Source organism: Ferribacterium limneticum (genome assembly GCF_020510585.1).
Lineage (GTDB): Bacteria > Pseudomonadota > Gammaproteobacteria > Burkholderiales > Rhodocyclaceae > Azonexus.
This window is the reverse complement of the sequence record NZ_CP075190.1, coordinates 1-19704: the sequence shown is the minus strand read 5'-3', so window position 1 is coordinate 19704 and position 19704 is coordinate 1. Positions and strand designations below refer to the sequence as shown.

Here is a 19704-nt window from a genome sequence, read left to right as displayed (position 1 = left end):
AGCAAAAAGAGTTCTATCGAGCCTGCCGTTCCACGTGAAACCTCAGCGAACTGCCGAGGCTCCCGGTAACTGACAGGAGAGCAGCGCGGCACGGACGGCGTCAATGGCTTGCGGGCGCGGGAAAGTGACGCGCCAGACGAGGCCGACCGTACGTTTAGGCTGAATGCCGGCAAAGGGCAACACCTTGACCATCGGTTCCTTGCTGATCAGCGGATCGGCCGCCGTGCTTGGCATGACGGCGACGCCGGCGCCGCTGGCGACCATGTACCGGATGGTTTCCAGCGAGCTGCCTTCGAGCGAGTGTTCGAGCGCATCCGGCGCGCTCAGGCGGGGGCAGGACTCAAGGACCTGATCGCGGAAGCAGTTGCCCTGACCGAGCAGCAACAGGTTCTGGCCATCGAGTTCGTCGCCATTGACGTCCGAGCGGGAAGCCCAGGGGTGACTGGCCGGGACGACGATGCGGAAAGGTTCGTCGTACACCGGCTGGGCGACCAGACCGGGTTCGGCAAAGGGCAGCGCGATGACGATGACGTCGAGTTCTCCGGCCTTGAGCGCGGGAATCAGGTTGGCCGTGAAATCTTCCTTGAGGAAGAGCGGCATTTTTGGCGCCTGCTTGCTCAGCGCGGGAATCAACTGGGGCAGCAGGTAAGGCGCAATCGTATAGATGATGCCGACCCGGAGTTGGCCGCTCAGCGGTTCGCCCGTTGCTTCGGCGATCTCTTCGAGCTTGACCGCTTCTTCGAGCACGCGGGTGGCCTGGGCGACGATGCGTTCGCCGAGCGGCGTGATGCGGACATCGCTGGCGCCGCGCTCGAAGAGCGGCGAGCCGAGCTGGCCTTCGACCTTCTTGAGCGCCACCGACAGGGTCGGCTGGCTGACGTGGCAGGCATCGGCTGCCCTGCCGAAATGACGCTCCCGGGCCAAAGCCACGATGTAGCGCATTTCGGTCAGGGTCATTGCGTATAGCCCAGTTTTTGCAGGTCGGCGGCAGAAAGCCAGCGCCATTCGCCGGGTTTTAGTTCTGGCGGCAGCGTCAGTTCGCCGACAGCTTCGCGGTGCAGTGCCTCGACACGGTTGCTGACGGCAGCAACCATGCGTTTGACCTGATGGTATTTGCCTTCGGTCAGGGTCAGACGCAGGAGCTTTTCGCCGACGATTTCGGCAGCGGCGGCAGATATCGATTCGTACTCGTCGGCGAGCACGACGCCGGCCAGGAGTTGGTCGATCTGCGCCTGATCGAGCGGATGCTTGGTCGTCGCCAGATAGACTTTCGGCACCTTGCGCTTGGCCGAGGAGAGCTGGTGGTTCAACTGGCCGTCGTCGGTGATCAGCAGCAGGCCGGTGGTGTCTTCGTCGAGGCGGCCAATCGGCTGGACATCGCGTTCGCGCAACGGCACCGGCAGCAGCTCAAGGACGCTGGCGTGGTGTTTCGGCTTGCGCGAGCATTCGTAGCCGGCCGGCTTGTTGAGCATCAGCGTGGCGAATTCGGCGTAGGGCCAATCGACGCCATCGACCGTGAACACCAGCCCTTCGGTGTCGAGCTCGACGAAAGGATCGTCGCAAACCTGGCCATTTATCGCCACACGTTCGCGGCGGATGAGGCCCCGGCATTCCCGGCGGGAGCCAAAACCGTGTTTTTGGAGGATACGTTCTAGTTGCATGGCCGAGATGTTAACATCCGCCCCATGAATTTCGAACATCTCATACAAATCAACGACCCGGAAAACCCGCTGGTCGAGACCATGACCCGCGATCAGCTGTGGCAGGGCCTGCTCCACCGCGTCGAAAATGCCGTTCCTTTCCTACCCGGACTGGAATCCTGCACCATTCTTGAACGGCAGGCCGACACCCTGCTCCGCGAGCTGGATTTCGGCCCGGCCGTGATTCATGACCGCGTAACACTGGTCGACATGCTTTCGGTGCGCTTCGATATCCAGCCGTCCGAGGTCCATCCCGGCGGCAGCCTGATGATCAGCATCGAGGAGCCGGAACCGGGCTTCCTGTTCCTGCGCTTCGCTTACCAGACGACGCTGGCGACCGATCCGAACTCCGAGGAACGGGCCTATATCGAGTACGTCAAATCGGCTTACCACCAGTCCGACATCGATTGCGTGCGGATGATTCGCACACTGGCTGCCGGCGGCAAAATTCAATAGAAAAAGGCCGAAAACGCATTGCGTTTCGGCCTTCTACGGTCAACCGGGCTTGCTACGGTCTACCGTAAAAAACGGCTAAAAATGAAATTCCGTTGAAAGCCTAAGCGGGCCTCAACGGCGGTTTTACTCGACGCCCTGGGAGGCCAGGTAGTCTTCATAGCCGCCAAGGTAATCGATGATCCGGCCATCGCTCTTCACTTCCAGCACGCGGGTGGACAGCGACGAAACGAATTCGCGGTCGTGCGAGACGAAGACCAGTGTGCCGGGGAATTTTTCCAGGCCGCTATTGAGCGCTTCGATCGATTCCATGTCGAGGTGGTTGGTCGGTTCGTCCATGAGCAGCACGTTGTGCTTCGACAGCATGAGCTTCCCGAACAGCATGCGGCCCTGTTCGCCACCGGAAATGACATTGACCGACTTCTTCACTTCGTCACCGGAGAACAGCAGACGCCCGAGCGTGCCGCGGATCAGGGTTTCGAGGTCGCCGCCCTCGTCAATGGTGGCGCGGGCGTAGCCGGCGATCCATTCGGTCAGGCTCTCGGTGCCGGCAAACTGGGCGCTGTGGTCCTGCGCGTAGTAGCCCGGGTAGGCCTTTTCGGCCCATTTGATGGTGCCGAATTGCGGCGTCACTTCTCCCATCAGCAGCTTCAGCAGCGTGGTTTTGCCGACGCCGTTTTCACCGATGACGGCAATCTTCTCGCCGGCGTTGATGGTCAGCGTCAGGTTGTTAAAGATCTTGCGCTCGCCGCCTTCATAGGTGAAGGAAACATTCTCGATCTCGACCGCCTGACGGTGCAGCTTCTGCTTCTCGTCGTAATCGAAGCGGATCCACGGGTACTGGCGGGACGACGGCTTCATGTCTTCCGGCTTGAGTTTTTCGATCAGCTTGACGCGGCTGGTCGCCTGCTTGGCCTTCGAGGCGTTGGCCGAGAAGCGGCGAACGAAAGTCTGCAGTTCGGCGATCCGTTCCTTGGCCTTGGCATTGGCATTCTGCAGGCGTTCGCGGGCCTGCTGGGCGGCTTCCATGAAGTCGTCGTAGTTGCCGGCATAGGTCGTGATCTTGCCGTAATCGAGGTCGGCCATGTGGGTGCAGACCTGGTTCAGGAAGTGACGATCGTGGGAGATGATGATCATCGTCGAATCGCGGGCATTGAGGGTGTCTTCAAGCCAGCGAATGGTGTTGATGTCGAGGTTGTTGGTCGGTTCGTCGAGCAGCAGGATGTCCGGGTTGGCGAACAGTGCTTGGCAGAGCAGCACGCGCAGCTTCCAGCCGGGCGCCACCTGGCTCATCGGGCCGTTGTGCTGGTCGGTCGGAATGCCGACGCCGAGCAGCAGTTCGCCGGCGCGGGATTCGGCCGTGTAGCCATCGAATTCGCCGAATTGATGTTCGAGATCGGCGGCCTTCATGTAGTCGTCTTCGGTCGCTTCGGGATTGGCGTAGATGGCGTCGCGCTCGCTCATGCAGGCCCACATTTCCTCGTGGCCCATGAGCACGACGTCGAGGACGCGCATGTCTTCATAAGCGAACTGGTCCTGCTTGAGGTAGGCCATGCGCTCGTGCTTGTCTTTCGAGACATTGCCGGCCGAAGGTTCGAGCGCGCCGCACAGGATCTTCATGAAGGTCGACTTGCCGGCGCCATTGGCGCCGATCAGGCCGTAGCGATAACCCTCGCCGAATTTGACATTGACGTTCTCGAACAGGGGTTTGACCCCGAACTGCATGGTGATATTGGCGGCGACGAGCACTACGATTCCTATCTGAAAAAAGCGGCAAAACGAAGCCCTGAATTTTACCTGTTTTCAAGGGGTTGACCGCAGCAAGGGCGCACATTTGCTGCACTGCGGTGTAAGATTTGCAGCCAAAATAAAAACCCCGGGATTGAGAGACAGCACATGGTTCCCCACCTCACCACCGCCCTCACCGGCCCCCTGCTCGAGCTCGAGCGCCGCTTCCTCGCTGCCAGCCCGCAGATTGAACACTGGCTGCGCGGCCAATGGCTGGAGCACACGCCGCCGTTTTATTCGTCGTGCGACCTGCGCAATTCCGGCTTCAAGCTGGCGCCGGTCGACACCAATCTGTTCCCCGGCGGCTTCAACAACCTCAACCCGGCCTTCCTGCCGCTCTGCGTGCAGGCGGCGATGAGCGCCATCGAAAAATTCTGCCCGGAAGCGCGCAGCCTGCTGCTCATTCCCGAGAATCACACGCGCAACCAGTTCTACCTGCAGAACGTCGCGCAGATCGCCGCCATCCTCAAGCAGACCGGTCTCAACGTGCGTCTCGGTTCGCTGAATCCGGACATCACCCAGCCGACGCCGGTCGACCTGCCGAACGGCCAGCAACTGCTCCTCGAGCCGCTCGTCCGCAGCCAGCATCGCCTCGGCCTCGACGGCTTCGATCCCTGCGCCATCCTGCTCAACAACGACCTGTCGGCCGGCATTCCGGCCATCCTCCAAGGTCTCAACGAGCAGGTCGTGCTGCCGCCGGTGCATGCCGGCTGGGCCGTCCGCCGCAAATCCAACCACTTTGCCGCCTACGATCAGGTTGCCAACGATTTCGCCAAGGCCATCGGCATCGATCCATGGCGCATCAACCCGGCCTTCTCGGTCTGCCGCAGCGTCAATTTCCACGAACGTCAGGGTGAGGAATGCCTGGCTGCAAATGTCTCGGCCGTGCTCGATCTGGTCAAGGAAAAGTACCGCGAATACGACATCGACGAGACGCCCTACGTTGTCGTCAAGGCCGATGCCGGCACCTACGGCATGGGCGTCATGACGGTGCGCAACGTCGACGAAGTCATCGCCCTGAACCGCAAGCAGCGCAACAAGATGAGCGTTGTCAAGGAAGGCCTCGAAGTCAGCGAGGTGCTCATCCAGGAAGGCGTGCATTCGTTCGAGACGCTTAACGAGGCGGTCGCCGAACCGGTCATCTACATGATCGACCGCTATGTCGTCGGTGGCTTCTATCGTGTCCATACCGGGCGCGGCAAGGACGAGAACCTCAACGCACCGGGCATGCATTTCGAGCCGCTGGCCTTCGAGACCGGCTGCAACATGCCCGACTACGGCTGCAACAACCCGGACGCCGCCCCTAACCGCTTCTACGCCTACGGCGTCGTCGGCCGGCTGGCCTGTCTGGCGGCGGCTATCGAACTTGAGCGCACGGCGCCGGAAAACGACTGAGCGCCGTGGCTCAACAGCTTCACTTCGAGAAACACCTGCTCGGCGGTAGCGCCCGGTCGTTGAAACTGGCCTTCATCGTCGATCCGCTCGAGCATCTCAAGGCGTGGAAGGATTCGTCGGTGGCCATGATGCGCGCCGCTGAAAACCACGGCCACGATGTTTATGCCATCGACGCCGCAACGCTTGGCTGGCGCAAGCCGGAGGCCGGTCACCCCGGCGGGGTGGTCGGCGAGGCGACGCACCTGCTGCTACGCCCGGACGACCACGACTGGTATCGCGAAACCGGTCGTGAATGGATGCCGCTGACCGCCTTCGACGCAGTGATCATGCGCAAGGATCCGCCCTTCGACTTCGAATACCTGACCGCAACCTGGCTGCTCGAACGGGCCGAGGCGGACGGCGTCAAAGTCTTCAACCGGCCGCAGGCGCTGCGCGATCATTCGGAAAAGCTGGCGCTCATGGAATTCGCCCACTTTGCCCCGACCACCGCGATCAGCCGCGACATGGCGCAAATCCATCATTTCATCGACGAGCAGCGCGACGTCATCCTCAAGCCACTCGACGGCATGGGCGGTAGCCAGATTTTCCGGGTCCATCGCAACGACCCGAACCGCAACGTCATCGTCGAAACGCTGACCCACGAAGGCGCCCGGACGATCATGGCGCAGCGCTACGTGCCCGAGATCAGCCACGGCGACAAGCGCATCCTGATCATCGCCGGCAAGCCAGTGCCTTTTTGCCTGGCGCGCATCCCCAAAGCCGGCGAAACGCGCGGCAACCTCGCCACTGGCGGCACCGGCGTCGCCCAGGAACTCTCGACCCGCGACCGGGAAATCGCCGAAGCCCTCGGCCCCATCCTGTTCAAGCGCGGCCTCATGCTGATCGGCATCGACGTCATTGGCAACCACCTCACCGAGATCAACGTGACCAGCCCGACCTGTATGGTCGAAATCCGCCAGCAGTCGGGTTTCGATGCAGCCGGCGCTTTCATCACCGCCATCGAACACGCATGCGGCATTTCCTAAAGCTTTTCCTGACGGCCCTGGCCGTCGCCACCGCCGCCGTCCTCCTCTCCGCCTGCGGCCGCACGCCGTTGCAGGAACAGCAGGCCTACGTCTTCGGCACCCGCGTCGAAGTGCTGGTCGTCAGCGAAGATCCCGAACAGGGGCGCAAGGCCATCGCTGCCGTACTCCGCGAGTTCGACCGCCTGCACCGCGCCTACCATGCGTGGCAACCATCCGAACTGACGACTTTGAATTTGGCCATTTTTTCCGGTCGACCGTTGAAAGTGACTCCGGAACTCGCCGAATTCGTCCAGGAAGCCCAGGCACTGGCCAAACAGGGCGACTATCTGTTCGACCCCGGCATCGGCCAGCTCATCAAGCTGTGGGGCTTTCAGGCCGATGAATTCAAGGCCGAACTGCCGCCAGCTGCCGAGATCAAGGCCTGGCTGGCGAGCAAACCGTCAATCGCCGACATCAGCCTCGACGGCACCACCGTACGCAGCCGCAACCGCGATGTCGCCCTCGATTTCGGCGGCTACCTCAAAGGCGTCGCCCTCGACCGCGCCGCCGCCATTCTGCGTGCTCAGGGCATCAACAACGCGCTGATCAACATCGGCGGCAACGTCATGGCGCTGGGCAGCAAGCAAGGCAAGCCGTGGCGTGTCGGCATCCAGCACCCGCGCCAGCCCGGCCCGCTGGCCACCGTCACGCTGGCCGACGGCGAGGCGATCGGCACCTCGGGCGACTACCAGCGTTTCTTCGAGCTCGAAGGCCAGCGTTACGCCCACCTGCTCGACCCGCGCACCGGCTATCCGGCCGACCACACGCAGGCCGTCACCGTGCTCATTCCGGCCGGGCCGCGCTCCGGCACCTTGTCGGACGCCACGTCGAAGCCAATCTTCATCGCCGGCCCGAATGGCTGGCGCGATATGGCGAAGAAGATGGAAATCGGCCTCGTTTTGCGCGTCGACCGCGACAACCGGATTTTCGTCACCGAAGCCCTGCGTCAGCGCCTCGAGTTCATCGGCCAGGCGCCTGAATTAACGGTCCTTCCCTGAGCAGAAAATCATTCTGCTGACATGTATACGCCCGGTCCGGATATCTCGTAACATTGCTGCTGGAAAAACAATAATAATTCGTCGTCAGGGGAACGTAGGCATTCACTAACAGGGGGAGGAATGCTGCGAGATGGTTTCTTCAACAAGCCGGGGTTCGCCAACAGTCTGGTACTGCGTATCGGCCTGCTTATCCTGCTTTCCCTCGCCGTCTTCGCTTTCAGCCTGTATCAGCTAATCGGCCGGCCCACCGTAGACCGACTGGCCGAGTCCCAGATGCGGCTCGCCGCCGAACAGCTCGAAGCCCGCGTCACCCGCCTTTTCAAGACCGTCGAAGTAACGCTGCGCAGCAGCCACGGCTGGGGCGTCAACAACGATATCGATCAAACGCAACTGCTGCGTTTCAACGAGTTCTTCTTCCCCATCATCGCCAATCATGGCGAGATCACCTCGGTCATTTTCGCCCACGAATCGGGCCGTGAAATCCTCCTCCTGATGACCGACGAAGGCCGCTGGCTCAACCGCATCAGCAATCCGGCCGAATGGGGCAACCAGACCTACTGGATCACCTGGAACAAGAACCGCCAGATCGAGAATGTCGAGATGCGTGAACGCAACTACGACGCCCGGGAACGCCCGTGGTTCAAGGGTGCCATGGCGCTGACCGAGACTCAGGCGGTGCACTGGACCGAGCCGTACATCTTCTTCACCACCAAGGAGCCCGGCATTACGGCCGCCATGCGGTGGACAGCCAGCGATGGCTCGAACTACGTCATCGCCCACGACGTCCGGCTCATCGACATCGCCGAATTCACCACCCGGATGACTTTCGGTTCGCAGGGCAAGGCGGCGCTTTTTCTCAAGGAAGGCAAGCTCATAGCACTGCCGCGCGATGCCCGTTTCAGCGACCGCCAGGCCATCAGTCAGGCCCTGCTCAAGACCTCCGAAGAACTCGAACTGCCTGAGTTATCCGACGCTTTTCGTCGCTGGCAGGCGATGCCGGCAGCCGCCCATGGCGTGCAGCGATTCGATCGCCCGGACGGGCACTGGGTCAGCCTCTTCCGCCCGCTCGAAGGCAACGCCAGCGGCATCCTGCTCGGTGTTATCGCCCCGGAAAACGATTTCGTCCCGATTTCCCGCGAAGATCTGCTGCTGCTCGCCCTTATCACCCTTTCCGCCCTGGCGCTGGGCATGGCCGTCGCCATCCACATTGCCCGCCGCTTTGGCGCACCGCTGCATGCCCTGGCCGAGGACAGCACACGTATCGGCCGGCTCGAACTCGATCAGCCCGTCACCACCGACGCGCCCTGGCGCGAAGTCACCCAGCTTGCCGCCGCCCTCGAAGGCATGCGCCAGCACCTGCGCAGCGCTCGCCGGGCGCAGGAAGACGCGCAGATCGAGCTGGAACTCAAGGTCGCCAAGCGCACACATGCCCTGCGCCAGAGCCAGGACATCCTGCAAAAGCGCGAAGCCTTCTTCCGCGCCATTTTCGACAACGCCGCGGTCGGCATCGTCAGCCTCAGCCCGGATCGCCGGCCGACGCTGGTCAATCCGGCCTTTGCCCGCTTTGTCGGCCAGCCCATCGATGTGCTGCTGGCGCATCCCGAAGACATCGTCTTCCCGGCCGAAATTGAGGCCCGGATGAACGAAATCCTGCCGCAGATCGCCTCCGGGCAAAGCAATGCCGTCCGGCATGAGTTCGAGTTCGTCGATGCGCATGGGAAAACCAGCTGGGGTGACGTCCAGATTGCCCCGGTCCGCGACGAGGATGGCCAGCTCGACTCGCTGCTGGTGACCGTCCTCGATATCAGCGACCGGCGCGAAATGGAAGGCGAACTGATCCGCCAGTTTGCCTTCCTGCAGGCCTTGCTCGACACCATTCCCAACGCCATTTTCTACAAGGGCGCGCACACCCGTTTCCTCGGCTGCAACCGGGCCTACGAGGAGTTTTTCGGTGTCGACCGCCACCATTTCATCGGCAAGCGCGTGCTCGATCTCGATTACCTGCCGGAAGAGGCGCGCCAGGCCTATCAGGCGGAAGACGAAAAGGTGATCGCCGAATGCGGCAGGATCACGCGTGAAGTACAAATGGCCGATGCCGAGGGTCGGCTGCGCGACACGCTCTATTCGATCAGCGGCTTCCGCTCGCCCGACGGCACGCCGGGCGGCCTGATCGGCATCATCGTCGACATCTCGCCGCTCAAGGAGGCCAAGCGCGCCGCGGAAAGGGCGCAGGCTGCAGCCGAATCGGCAGCCGCGGCGAAGGCCGACTTCCTGGCCAACATGAGCCACGAAATCCGCACGCCGATGAACGCCATCATCGGCATGACCCACCTCGCCTTGCAGACCGAACTGACTTCCCGCCAGAAAAACTACCTGAGCAAGGTCGACAACGCCGCCAAGGGGCTGCTCGGCATCATCAACGACATTCTCGACCTGTCGAAGATCGAGGCCGGCATGATGCATTTCGAGCAGGCGCCCTTCAGCCTCGACGCCAGCCTGCGCCATCTCGGCGACCTGTGCGCGCAGAAAGCCCGCGAACGTGGGCTGGAGCTGCTCTACGACGTTGCCGCCGATGTCCCCGACCGCCTGATTGGCGATTCGCTGCGTCTTGGCCAGGTCCTGCTCAATCTGGTTGGCAACGCCATCAAATTTACCGAGGCCGGTGAAATCACCGTCGTCGTGCACCGGCTGGCGGGCAGTGATGGCAAGGTCGAACTGGGCTTTGAAGTACGCGATACCGGCATCGGCATGAGCCCGGAGCTGCAGGAACAACTGTTCTCGGCCTTCACCCAGGCCGATACCTCGACCACCCGAAAATACGGCGGCACCGGCCTCGGCCTGTCGATCTGCAAGCGCATCGTTGAGCTGCAGGGCGGCAGCATCGGCGTCACGAGCCGGCTCGGTGCCGGCAGTTGCTTCAACTTCCGCCTTGGCTTCGGGCTGGCCGTCGGCGACGACGCGATGCCGCGGCGCATCGGGCTACCCGATGACCTGCGCGCCCTGGTCGTCGATGACAGCCCCGGCGCCTGCGAAGTCTTCACGCAGATGCTGACAGCACTCGGCATTTCCAGCCATGCCGTGGCCAGCGGCAGCGCCGCACTCAGCGCATTGGCGGCGGCCAGCCAGGCCGGACAGCCTTACGGATTGCTCATCATCGACTGGAAGATGCCGGGCATGGATGGGGTCGAACTGGTCCGCCAGATCGGCCAGTCGGCGCCGGCTGACAAGGCGGCCATCGTGATGGCCACCGCTTTCGATCACGAGGAGTTGCAGGCGGCGCTCGGCAGTCTGGCGGTTGGCGCCATCCTGAGCAAACCGGCGACGCCGTCGTCGCTGTTCGACAGCATCATGGTCGCGCTGCATCGGGAAACGGCCCTCGCTGCCGTCCCGCCGGTGACGCCGAACAATCTGACGCGCCAGTTCTCGGGCCGGCGCGTGCTGCTCGTCGAGGACAACGAGGTCAATCGCGAACTGGCCCAGGAAATGTTGAGCAATATCGGGCTAAGCGTCGATACGGCCGAAAACGGCCAGCAGGCTGTCAACGCCGTGCAGCGTAACGCTTACGAACTGGTGCTGATGGATTGCCAGATGCCGGTCATGGACGGCTACGTGGCCACTGCCAAGATCCGCGACGAATTGCAGATGCGCCAGCTACCGATCGTCGCCATGACGGCCAACGCCCTGGCCAGCGACCGTGAGCGCTGCCTGGCGGCCGGCATGAACGACCATATCCCGAAGCCCATCGACGTTGCCGTCCTCCACAGCACGCTGGCGCACTGGCTCAAGTCTGGCGAGCGCGACAGCCTGCCTCGTCCCGCCGTAGCCATTCCCGCAAGCCCGAAGGATATGGCCGAGATCGACACGGCCGCCGCCCTGGCGCGGATGGGTGGCAATCGCAGCATGTACGACCGTCTGGTCAGCCGCTTCCGCGAGAATCAGGGTGACGTGGTCGAGCGCCTTCAGGCCGACCGGCAACAGGGCGACAGCGCTGCCATGATCCTGCGTGCCCACACCTTGCGTGGCCTGGCCGGCAATATCGGTGCGGTCAACGTGGCCCATCTGGCCGGCGAACTGGAAGAGAAGCTCAGGAAGGGGATGCCCGTCGGCGACGAGGCAATCGACGGGTTGCTGGGCAAACTGGATGTGGCGCTACTGCCCGCCCTGAGCATTCCAGCAACACTTCCGACCGCGGCGGCAACAGCGCCGATTGTGCTGGCTCCCAAGTCCGACGGGCAGGCCACTGCTCTTTCCACGCTGCGCCAGCTTCTGGACGATGACGATGCCGCAGCCGTCCAGCATTTTGAAAAAATATCCGCCTGGCTTCGCGCCCAATGCGACCCGCATCTGGTCGAACAGCTTGCCCGGCAGATTGGGCAATATGACTTTGAAGATGCATCGGCAACCCTGCAGCAACTCGCCCCGATTCAGGGCAAACCTTGAGCCAATCTGACGAGAACTAAACCATGTCCCCCCTACTCCCCAAACAATGCATCCTGGTCGTCGACGACAGCCCGGAAAACATCGATCTGCTCAGCGAAGTGCTGCGTGACAACTATCGAATCCGCATCGCCACGTCGGGCGAGAAGGCGCTCAAGATCGTCTATTCCGACGAGCCGCCCGACCTCATCCTGCTCGACATCATGATGCCCGGCCTGAGCGGCCTGGAAATCTGCCGGCGCCTCAAATCGAACCCCGACCGCCGGCGCATCCCGATCATTTTCGTCACTGCCATGACCAGCGTCGAGGACGAGCAGCGTGGCCTGGAAACCGGTGCGGTCGATTACATCACCAAGCCGATCAGCCCGCCCATCGTCAAAGCCCGGGTGCGCACCCACCTCGCGCTCTACGACCAGTCGCGCGAACTCGAACGCATGGTCCGCCAGCGCACCCACGAGCTGCTCACGACGCGCCAGCAGATCATTCGCCGGCTTGGCCGGGCCGCCGAATTCAAGGATAACGAGACCGGCAACCACGTCCTGCGCATGAGCCACTACGCCCGCATCATCGCTGTCGCCCACGGCCTCGGCGAAGAAGCCGCCAACATCATCTTCAACACCGCGCCGATGCACGACATCGGCAAGATCGGCATCCCCGACGCCATCCTGCTCAAGCCGGGGAAACTCGATGCCGCAGAATGGGATGTCATGCACCAGCACCCGATCATGGGCGCCGAAATCATCGGCAAGCACGACAACGAGCTACTCGAAACCTCGCGCATCATCGCCCTCACCCACCACGAAAAGTGGGACGGCAGCGGCTACCCGCAACAACTCAAGGGCGAAAACATTCCGCTCGAAGGCCGAATTGTTGCCATCGCCGATGTCTTCGATGCGCTCGTTTCGGTCCGCCCATACAAGAACGCAGTGCCGGTCGAGGAAGCCTTGCAATACCTCTACGAGCAATCTGGCAAACATTTCGACCCGACGCTGATCGACGCTTTCCGGAGCGCCCTGCCGGAAGTCCTCCGCATCAAGGAAATCTACGCCGACGAACACGGCGCCCTGACCGATCTGGAATTCCAGATCAACGAGATTTTTCACCACACGGACGATCCTGAAACTTACCCGGCGATGCTGGCCAACCCCGAAAAGGGCAGCAACTGAGGCCGGAGCATTTCAAATTTCGGCTTTTTTCCCGGTTGACCGTGGAATTTGGCGGGGAAGCCCGTGCCTGACCCACAACAAGCCCTGAATCTGTCCCGGGCAGCCGAATGGCTGCGTCAAGCCGACGGCCTGCTGATCACCGCTGGCGCCGGCATGGGCATAGCCTCCGGTCTGCCCGACTTTCGCGGGCCGGGCGGATTCTGGTCCGTCTATCCAGCGCTCGGCCGGGCCAGAATCGCCTTCGAATCGATCGCCAACCCGGCCGCCTTCGCCACCGACCCGCGCCTCGCCTGGGGCTTCTACGGCCATCGCCTGGCCCTCTACCGGAAAACCACGCCGCACGCCGGCTTCGCCCTGCTCCTCGACCTGGCGAAAAACATGCCGCACGGCCTCCGCGCCTTCACCAGCAACGTCGATGGCCAGTTCCAGAAAGCCGGCTTCGCTACCGACCGGGTCTGCGAAATCCACGGTTCCATCCATCACCTGCAATGCCTGGCGGGTTGCGGCGAGCAAATCTGGCCGGCTGACGACTTTCATCCTGAAATCGATGCCGCCAACTGCCGTCTGCTCAACGAATTGCCCCATTGCCCGCACTGCGGCGCCCTCGCCCGCCCGAACATTTTGATGTTCGGCGACTGGGGCTGGGTGGACCGACGCACGACGCTGCAATACCAGCGTCTGCAACAATGGCTGAGCACGGTAGAACGTCTGGTCTGCATCGAAATTGGCGCCGGGACGAACATCCCGACTGTCCGCCATTTTTCCGAAGACTGCGGCGGCCGGCTCATCCGCATCAACCCCGGCGAACCGGAAGTGCCCGACGCAGCGAACGGCATCGGGCTAGCCATCGGCGGCCTCGACGGCATCAGCCGCCTCCACCAGGCCGTTGCCTGTACTTGATCCGCCTACTCCGGCGTCCTGGAATCGATGCTCAGCGTGACCGGCCCATCGTTAATCAGGCCGACTTCCATGTCCGCCCCAAACACCCCGGTCGGCACCGGCTTGCCGAGCTCAGCCGACAACCTGGCAACAAACTGGTCGAACAGCGGCTGCGACACATCGCCACGCGCCGCCCGGCTCCACGACGGCCGATTGCCTTTTTTTACCGAGGCATAAAGCGTGAATTGCGAGACAGCAAGAATCTCTCCGCCAGCTTCGACGACACTACGATTCATCACCCCGTTCTCGTCGGAAAACAGGCGCAGGCGAACGATCTTGCCGGCCATCCAGTCGAGATCAGCCGCGCTGTCGTCGGCCTCGAAACCGGCCAGCACGAGCAGGCCCGATTCTATTTTTCCGCATATTTTCCGGTTGACCGTAACACTGGCCTCCCTGACCCGCTGAATCACCACCCGCATGCCGAACCTCTCGTCAAAATGGAAAAGGCTCCCTGCGGAGCCTTTTCTGAACTGAATTGCCGTTGTGAACCGGGTTAAATATCGACCCGGGCGCTCAAGGCGTTGGTTTCGATGAAGGCCCGACGTGGCTCGACATCCTCGCCCATGAGGGTCGTGAAGATTTCGTCGGCCGCGATGGCGTCGTCGATCTGCACGCGCAGCAGGCGGCGGACTTTCGGGTCCATCGTTGTTTCCCAAAGTTGCGACGGGTTCATTTCGCCCAGGCCTTTGTAGCGCTGCTTGGCGATGCCGCGTTCGACTTCATTGAGCAGCCATTTCATGGCGTCGCCGAAGTTGGTGACGACCTGCTTTTTCTCGCCACGCGACATCACGGCACCAGCGCCAAACATGTCGGCCAGCGTCTCGGCCGTGCGGCGTAGCTGCATGAAGTCGCCGGACAACAGCAAATCTTCGTCGATCAGGCCGACCTTGAGGTTGCCGTGGTGCATGCGTTCGACGCGCAGCGTCCACCGTTCCTGGATGTCGTCGTACTTCGGCACCATGCGCGTGCCGGCCGGGATGTAGGAAGCGATCAGTTCGGCACTGGCCCGCGTTTTTTCTTCACTGGACAGATCGACTGCCAGATTGTGGCGAACGATGGACTGCAGGACTTCCGGATTGATCAGGTGCGACAGGCGATCGATGACCGCTTCGGTAGCCAGCCACGAACGGGCCAGACCTTCGAGCGCCGGTCCGGTAATCGGCTCGGCGTCGACACGCGGCGTCAGGACAGCTTCGTCGAGCGCCATGTTGAGCAGGAACTGGTTGTATTCGAGGTCGTCCTTGAGGTAACGCTCGGTCTTGCCGTGCTTGACCTTGTAGAGCGGCGGCTGGGCGATATAGACGTAGCCGCGGTCGATCAGCTCGGGCATCTGGCGATAGAGGAGCGTCAGCAGCAGGGTGCGGATGTGCGCACCGTCGACGTCCGCGTCGGTCATGATGATGATGCGGTGGTAGCGCAGCTTTTCAACGTTGAAATCGTCCTTGCCGATGCCGGTACCGAGGGCGGTGATCAACGTGACGATCTGTTCGGACGAAATCAGCTTGTCGAAACGGGCTTTCTCGACGTTGAGCACCTTGCCGCGCAGCGGCAGGATGGCCTGGAACTTCCGGTCGCGGCCCTGCTTGGCGGAGCCGCCGGCGGAGTCGCCCTCGACGATGTAGATTTCGCACAGCGCCGGGTCTTTTTCCTGACAGTCAGCCAGCTTGCCGGGCAAGCCGACGCCGTCGAGAACGCCCTTGCGGCGCGTCATTTCACGGGCGCGACGGGCAGCTTCACGAGCGCGGGAGGCTTCGACGATCTTGCCGCAAATCATCTTGGCATCAACCGGACGCTCGAGCAGGAAATCGGCCAGCTTCTGCGCCACGACTTCCTCGACGGCCGCACGGGCTTCGGAGGAAACCAGTTTCATCTTGGTCTGCGAGGCGAACTTCGGGTCGGGCATCTTGACCGACAGCACGCAGGCCAGGCCTTCGCGCATGTCGTCACCGGCGATATCGACCTTGGCCTTCTTGGCGATCTCGTTTTCGTCGATGTACTTGTTGATGACACGCGTCATCGCGGCACGCAGACCGGTCAGGTGGGTGCCCCCGTCCGACTGCGGAATGTTGTTGGTGAAGCAGAGAACCTGCTCCTGGTAGGAATCGTTCCACTGCATCGCCACTTCGACACCGATGGTGATGCCAGTATCGGCCGCGCCCTGGCCAACCTTGGCGTCGCCAGCCGAGTAGAAGATGTTCGGGTGCAAGACCGACTTGGTGCGGTTGATGTATTCGACAAAGCTCTGCACGCCACCGGCAAAGGCAAAGAGCTCTTCCTTGCCGGCCCGCTGGTCGACCAGCTTGATGCTGACGCCGTTGTTCAGGAAAGACAGTTCGCGCAGGCGCTTGGCAAGGATTTCGTAGTGGAATTCAACGTGGCCAAAAATCTCTTCATCGGCCATGAAGTGCACTTCGGTGCCGCGCTTTTCGGTATCGCCGAGTACCTTCATCGGGGAAATCTCGAAACCGTCGCGGACTTCAATGCAACGATCAACCGGCACACCACGGCAGAACTCCATGAAGTGCTTCTTGCCGTCGCGACGGATGGTCAGGCGCAGGGACTTGGACAGCGCATTGACGCAGGAAACGCCGACGCCGTGCAGGCCACCGGACACCTTGTAGGAGTTCTGGTTGAACTTGCCGCCGGCGTGCAATTCGGTCAGCGCGATTTCGGCGGCCGAACGCTTCGGCTCGTGTTTGTCGTCCATCTTGACACCAGTCGGGATGCCCCGGCCGTTGTCGATGACGCTGATCGAGTTGTCTGTGTGAATGGTGACGATGATGTCGTTGCAATGCCCAGCCAGCGCCTCGTCGATCGAGTTGTCGACGACTTCGAAGACCAGATGGTGCAGACCGGAGCCATCGGAGGTGTCGCCGATGTACATGCCGGGGCGCTTGCGGACAGCCTCCAGGCCTTCGAGGATCTGGATGCTGGCTTCGCCATAAGCTGGCGAGTCGGATTGCGGGACGTTCTCTTCACTCATTGTTTTGGTTCCACGTGAAACTGCAAAAGGCCTGCCCGGCTGGGCAGGCCTTCTTGGGTTAGTGCTGGGGCTATCAGATACGCATCGGCATCACGACGTACTTGAAGCGGTCGTTGCCGGGGACAGTGATCAGCGCGCTGGAATTGGCGTCGTTGAAACTCCACTGAATTTCTTCAGTGTGGATATTGTTGAGGACGTCGAGCAGATACCCGACGTTGAAGCCGACATCGATGACATCGCCGGTGTAGTCGACTTCGATTTCTTCGACGGCTTCTTCCTGCTCGGCGTTGGCGGCGATCAGTTTTAGGCTGTTTTCACCCAAAACGACGCGAACGCCACGGAATTTTTCATTGGTCAGAATGGCGGCGCGCTGCATGGCCTGCATCAGCGTCTGACGGCCAACTTTCATGTGGTTCTTCAAGGTAGCCGGAACAACACGCTCGTAATCCGGGAACTTGCCGTCGATCAGCTTGGAAACCAGCACCACGGAACCGAACGCAAAGCGCACCTGATTCGGCGTCAGCGTGATGTTCAAGGCATCGTCGTTATCGAGCAGCAGGCGGTTCAGTTCGAGCACGGTCTTGCGCGGCAGGATCATTTCCTGGCGTGGCAGATCGGTGTCGATCTCGACGCTGGCGTAGGCCAAACGGTGACCATCGGTCGCCACGGCACGCAATTCCTTGCCTTCGACCAGCAACAGCAGACCGTTCAGGTAATAACGTACGTCCTGCGCCGCCATCGAGTACTGGGTCTTGCTGATCAACTGGCGGAAAGCCTTTTGCGACATCGAAAACTGCTTGGTTTCGCCATCATTGACCGTCATCCGCGGGAAATCGTCGGCCGGCAGGGTCTGCAGGCTGAACCGGCTCTTGCCGCCGCGCACAAGCAGACGCTTGTCTTCGAGAACCAGGCTGACTTCGGTGGTATCGGGCAGCGAACGCAAAATTTCCTGCAGCTTGCGGGCACCGACCGTCACCGCACCGTCACCGTCGCCGCCGGCACCTTCAGTGCTCGTGGTGATCTGGATTTCGATGTCGGTGGCCAACAAGGTCAGGCGATCACCCTTCTTTTCCAGCAAGACGTTGGACAGGATAGGCAGCGTATGACGACGCTCGACAATTCCCGATACCGACTGCAGCGGGGCCAGAAGCGTGTCTCTTTGGGTTTTGATAAGAACCATAAATTAAATTCCTAAGTAGACTATATCGGGAACAATTCTGTGAATAACTGAAAAATATTGTTTAATTTCAGGTGTTTGAATCAAATTTTACGGTCTGCGAAAACGACTGAATTGCCTGTGGGTGAAATCCGGACAATTTTCCCACAAAGTGGGTAATTCCATATGATCCACAATTGATACACAGCTTTTCCACAGACTTATCGACAGCCTCATCCTTTCAATACCTGCAACAACACATGCAGGTCGTGGTTGAGTTCATTTTCCTTAATGCGCAAGGCATCGATGGTCTTGACAGCATGAATGACCGTCGTGTGATCGCGGCCGCCAAAGGCATCGCCTATTTCCGGAAAACTGTGTGAAGTCACTTCCCGACAGAGCCACATGGCGACCTGACGCGGCCGGGCAATAGCGCGGGTACGCTTTTTCGAGAACAACTCGGCAACCTTCATCTTGTAATAATCGGCAACGGTCTTCTGGATGTTGTCAATGCCGACATTACGGGCTGAACCGATGACGTCCTTGAGCGCTTCCTTGGTCAGATCCAGCGCGATGGCACGGCCATGGAAGGACGAGTAGGCCAGAACCTTTTTCAGGGCGCCTTCAAGTTCGCGCACATTGGAACGCAAATGCTTGGCGATGAAGAACGGAACCTCATCATCGAGGTGGATACCTTCCGCTTCCGCCTTCTTCTTCAGAATGGCGACACGCATTTCCAGTTCCGGCGGCTCGATCTGGACAGTCAGGCCCCAGTCGAAGCGGGTGACCAGACGATCATCCAACCCGTTAATATCCTTGGGATAGGTATCGCAGGTAATGATGATCTGCTTGCGTGCTTCGATCAGCGCATTGAACAGGAAGAAAAACTCCTCCTGCGAACGGTTTTTGCCGTTGAAGAACTGGACATCATCGAGCAACAGCACATCGAGCGAACGATAGGTGCGCTTGAAACTGTCAAAGGACTTTTGCTGATAGGCGCGCACCACGTCCGAGTAGTAATCCTCGGCATGAACGTAACGGACAATTTTTTCCGGGTTTTCAGCGACGATGGCGTTGCCGATGGCGTGAATCAGGTGGGTCTTGCCGAGGCCGGCACCGCCGTAGATGAACAGCGGGTTGTAGGCACCGCCGGGGTTGTTGGCCACCTGGACGGCCGCCGCACGTGCCAGGTCATTAGCCTTGCCGACCACCAGATTGTCGAAAGTGAAGGACTGAAACAGCCGGGACTTTTCGTAATTGCCGCTCTTGGCGCGTGGTTTTTCTGGCGCCAGCGCCTTCTTTTCACCGCTAGCTGCTGATTTGGCAGCTGGTTTTTCGCCAACCTCGCCGCCGGTTTCAACCCGGCTGGCTGTTTTTCCACTGCCAATGACCAGCGCGATGCTGACCGGGCCGGAGAAAAAGCTGCGGCTGTATTCTTCAATGCGGGTCAGATAGCGGTCCCGTACCCACTTCAAGATGAAAGTGTTCGGCGCGATAAGGCGCAGGCCGTCGTCCAGAGCCGTGGTTTCGCCTTCGAGCCGCAAGGGCCTGATCCAGGTGTTGAATTGCTGCGCGGGCAATTCCTGCTCGAAGCGCTGCAAACAGGATTCCCAGAAACCGGCCAT

Annotated in this window: 14 protein-coding genes; 7 read left to right on the top strand and 7 right to left on the bottom strand. The window is 61.1% G+C overall.

All coding sequences use genetic code 11. The features are described from left to right. Nucleotides 1-42 precede the first annotated feature (42 nt). Nucleotides 43-957: a hydrogen peroxide-inducible genes activator gene (locus tag KI613_RS00070; protein ID WP_226403201.1), complete on the bottom strand. Its 915-nt coding sequence runs from the start codon at nt 955-957 to the stop codon at nt 43-45. Then, nucleotides 954-1661 (bottom strand): pseudouridine synthase, encoded by a 708-nt coding sequence (locus KI613_RS00065; protein ID WP_226403200.1) that lies wholly within the window; start codon nt 1659-1661, stop codon nt 954-956. Before KI613_RS00065 ends, KI613_RS00070 begins: the two co-directional genes overlap by 4 nt. Nucleotides 1662-1685: 24 nt before the next feature. On the opposite strand from KI613_RS00065, the gene KI613_RS00060 reads away from it, so the two are divergent. Next, nucleotides 1686-2156: an SRPBCC family protein gene (locus KI613_RS00060; protein ID WP_226403199.1), complete on the top strand. Its 471-nt coding sequence runs from the start codon at nt 1686-1688 to the stop codon at nt 2154-2156. Nucleotides 2157-2279: 123 nt separating this feature from the next. Here the strand turns inward: KI613_RS00060 and KI613_RS00055 are convergent, their stop codons facing one another. Then, nucleotides 2280-3902, bottom strand: a complete 1623-nt coding sequence (locus tag KI613_RS00055; RefSeq protein ID WP_226403198.1) for an ABC-F family ATPase — start codon at nt 3900-3902, stop codon at nt 2280-2282. 147 nt (nt 3903-4049) lie between these two features. Here KI613_RS00055 and gshA point away from each other — a divergent pair, with 147 nt between their 5' ends. The 6 genes from gshA to KI613_RS00025 all read left to right on the top strand — a co-directional run bounded on the left by gshA (nt 4050) and on the right by KI613_RS00025 (nt 13901). Then, nucleotides 4050-5336 (top strand): glutamate--cysteine ligase, encoded by a 1287-nt coding sequence (gene gshA, locus KI613_RS00050; RefSeq protein WP_226403197.1) that lies wholly within the window; start codon nt 4050-4052, stop codon nt 5334-5336. A 5-nt stretch (nt 5337-5341) separates the two neighbouring features. Further along, complete coding sequence (gene gshB / locus KI613_RS00045) at nt 5342-6361, top strand: glutathione synthase (protein WP_226403196.1); 1020 nt, start codon at nt 5342-5344, stop codon at nt 6359-6361. Beyond that, complete coding sequence (locus KI613_RS00040) at nt 6346-7398, top strand: FAD:protein FMN transferase (protein ID WP_226403195.1); 1053 nt, start codon at nt 6346-6348, stop codon at nt 7396-7398. Before gshB ends, KI613_RS00040 begins: the two co-directional genes overlap by 16 nt. 120 nt (nt 7399-7518) lie before the next feature. Beyond that, nucleotides 7519-11838 carry a response regulator gene (locus KI613_RS00035; RefSeq protein ID WP_226403194.1) on the top strand — a complete coding sequence of 1440 codons (4320 nt, stop codon included), beginning with the start codon at nt 7519-7521 and terminating at the stop codon, nt 11836-11838. Nucleotides 11839-11861: 23 nt separating this feature from the next. After that, nucleotides 11862-13001 (top strand): response regulator, encoded by a 1140-nt coding sequence (locus KI613_RS00030; RefSeq protein ID WP_226403193.1) that lies wholly within the window; start codon nt 11862-11864, stop codon nt 12999-13001. 63 nt (nt 13002-13064) lie between these two features. Then, nucleotides 13065-13901 (top strand): SIR2 family NAD-dependent protein deacylase, encoded by an 837-nt coding sequence (locus KI613_RS00025; RefSeq protein ID WP_226403192.1) that lies wholly within the window; start codon nt 13065-13067, stop codon nt 13899-13901. Between the two features lie 5 nt (nt 13902-13906). On the opposite strand, the gene dtd is transcribed toward KI613_RS00025, so the two are convergent. The 4 genes from dtd to dnaA form a co-directional block, all read right to left on the bottom strand. Next, nucleotides 13907-14359: a D-aminoacyl-tRNA deacylase gene (gene dtd / locus KI613_RS00020; RefSeq protein ID WP_226403191.1), complete on the bottom strand. Its 453-nt coding sequence runs from the start codon at nt 14357-14359 to the stop codon at nt 13907-13909. Nucleotides 14360-14433: 74 nt separating this feature from the next. Continuing rightward, nucleotides 14434-16923, bottom strand: coding sequence for a DNA topoisomerase (ATP-hydrolyzing) subunit B (gene gyrB / locus KI613_RS00015; RefSeq protein WP_226403190.1), 2490 nt, complete (start codon nt 16921-16923; stop codon nt 14434-14436). A 73-nt stretch (nt 16924-16996) separates the two neighbouring features. Next, nucleotides 16997-18103, bottom strand: coding sequence for a DNA polymerase III subunit beta (dnaN, locus tag KI613_RS00010; RefSeq protein WP_226403189.1), 1107 nt, complete (start codon nt 18101-18103; stop codon nt 16997-16999). A gap of 209 nt (nt 18104-18312) precedes the next feature. Continuing rightward, nucleotides 18313-19704: a chromosomal replication initiator protein DnaA gene (gene dnaA, locus KI613_RS00005; RefSeq protein WP_226403188.1), complete on the bottom strand. Its 1392-nt coding sequence runs from the start codon at nt 19702-19704 to the stop codon at nt 18313-18315.

Excerpts from the sequence above, each read along its gene's own strand:
- KI613_RS00070 (WP_226403201.1), bottom strand. The coding sequence starts at position 957 with ATGACCCTGACCGAAATGCGCTACATCGTGGCTTTGGCCCGGGAGCGT.
- KI613_RS00065 (WP_226403200.1), bottom strand. The coding sequence starts at position 1,661 with ATGCAACTAGAACGTATCCTCCAAAAACACGGTTTTGGCTCCCGCCGG.
- KI613_RS00060 (WP_226403199.1), top strand. The coding sequence starts at position 1,686 with ATGAATTTCGAACATCTCATACAAATCAACGACCCGGAAAACCCGCTG.
- gshA (WP_226403197.1), top strand. The coding sequence starts at position 4,050 with ATGGTTCCCCACCTCACCACCGCCCTCACCGGCCCCCTGCTCGAGCTC.
- KI613_RS00040 (WP_226403195.1), top strand. The coding sequence starts at position 6,346 with ATGCGGCATTTCCTAAAGCTTTTCCTGACGGCCCTGGCCGTCGCCACC.
- KI613_RS00035 (WP_226403194.1), top strand. The coding sequence starts at position 7,519 with ATGCTGCGAGATGGTTTCTTCAACAAGCCGGGGTTCGCCAACAGTCTG.
- KI613_RS00030 (WP_226403193.1), top strand. The coding sequence starts at position 11,862 with ATGTCCCCCCTACTCCCCAAACAATGCATCCTGGTCGTCGACGACAGC.
- dtd (WP_226403191.1), bottom strand. The coding sequence starts at position 14,359 with ATGCGGGTGGTGATTCAGCGGGTCAGGGAGGCCAGTGTTACGGTCAAC.
- gyrB (WP_226403190.1), bottom strand. The coding sequence starts at position 16,923 with ATGAGTGAAGAGAACGTCCCGCAATCCGACTCGCCAGCTTATGGCGAA.
- dnaN (WP_226403189.1), bottom strand. The coding sequence starts at position 18,103 with ATGGTTCTTATCAAAACCCAAAGAGACACGCTTCTGGCCCCGCTGCAG.
- dnaA (WP_226403188.1), bottom strand. The coding sequence starts at position 19,704 with ATGGCCGGTTTCTGGGAATCCTGTTTGCAGCGCTTCGAGCAGGAATTG.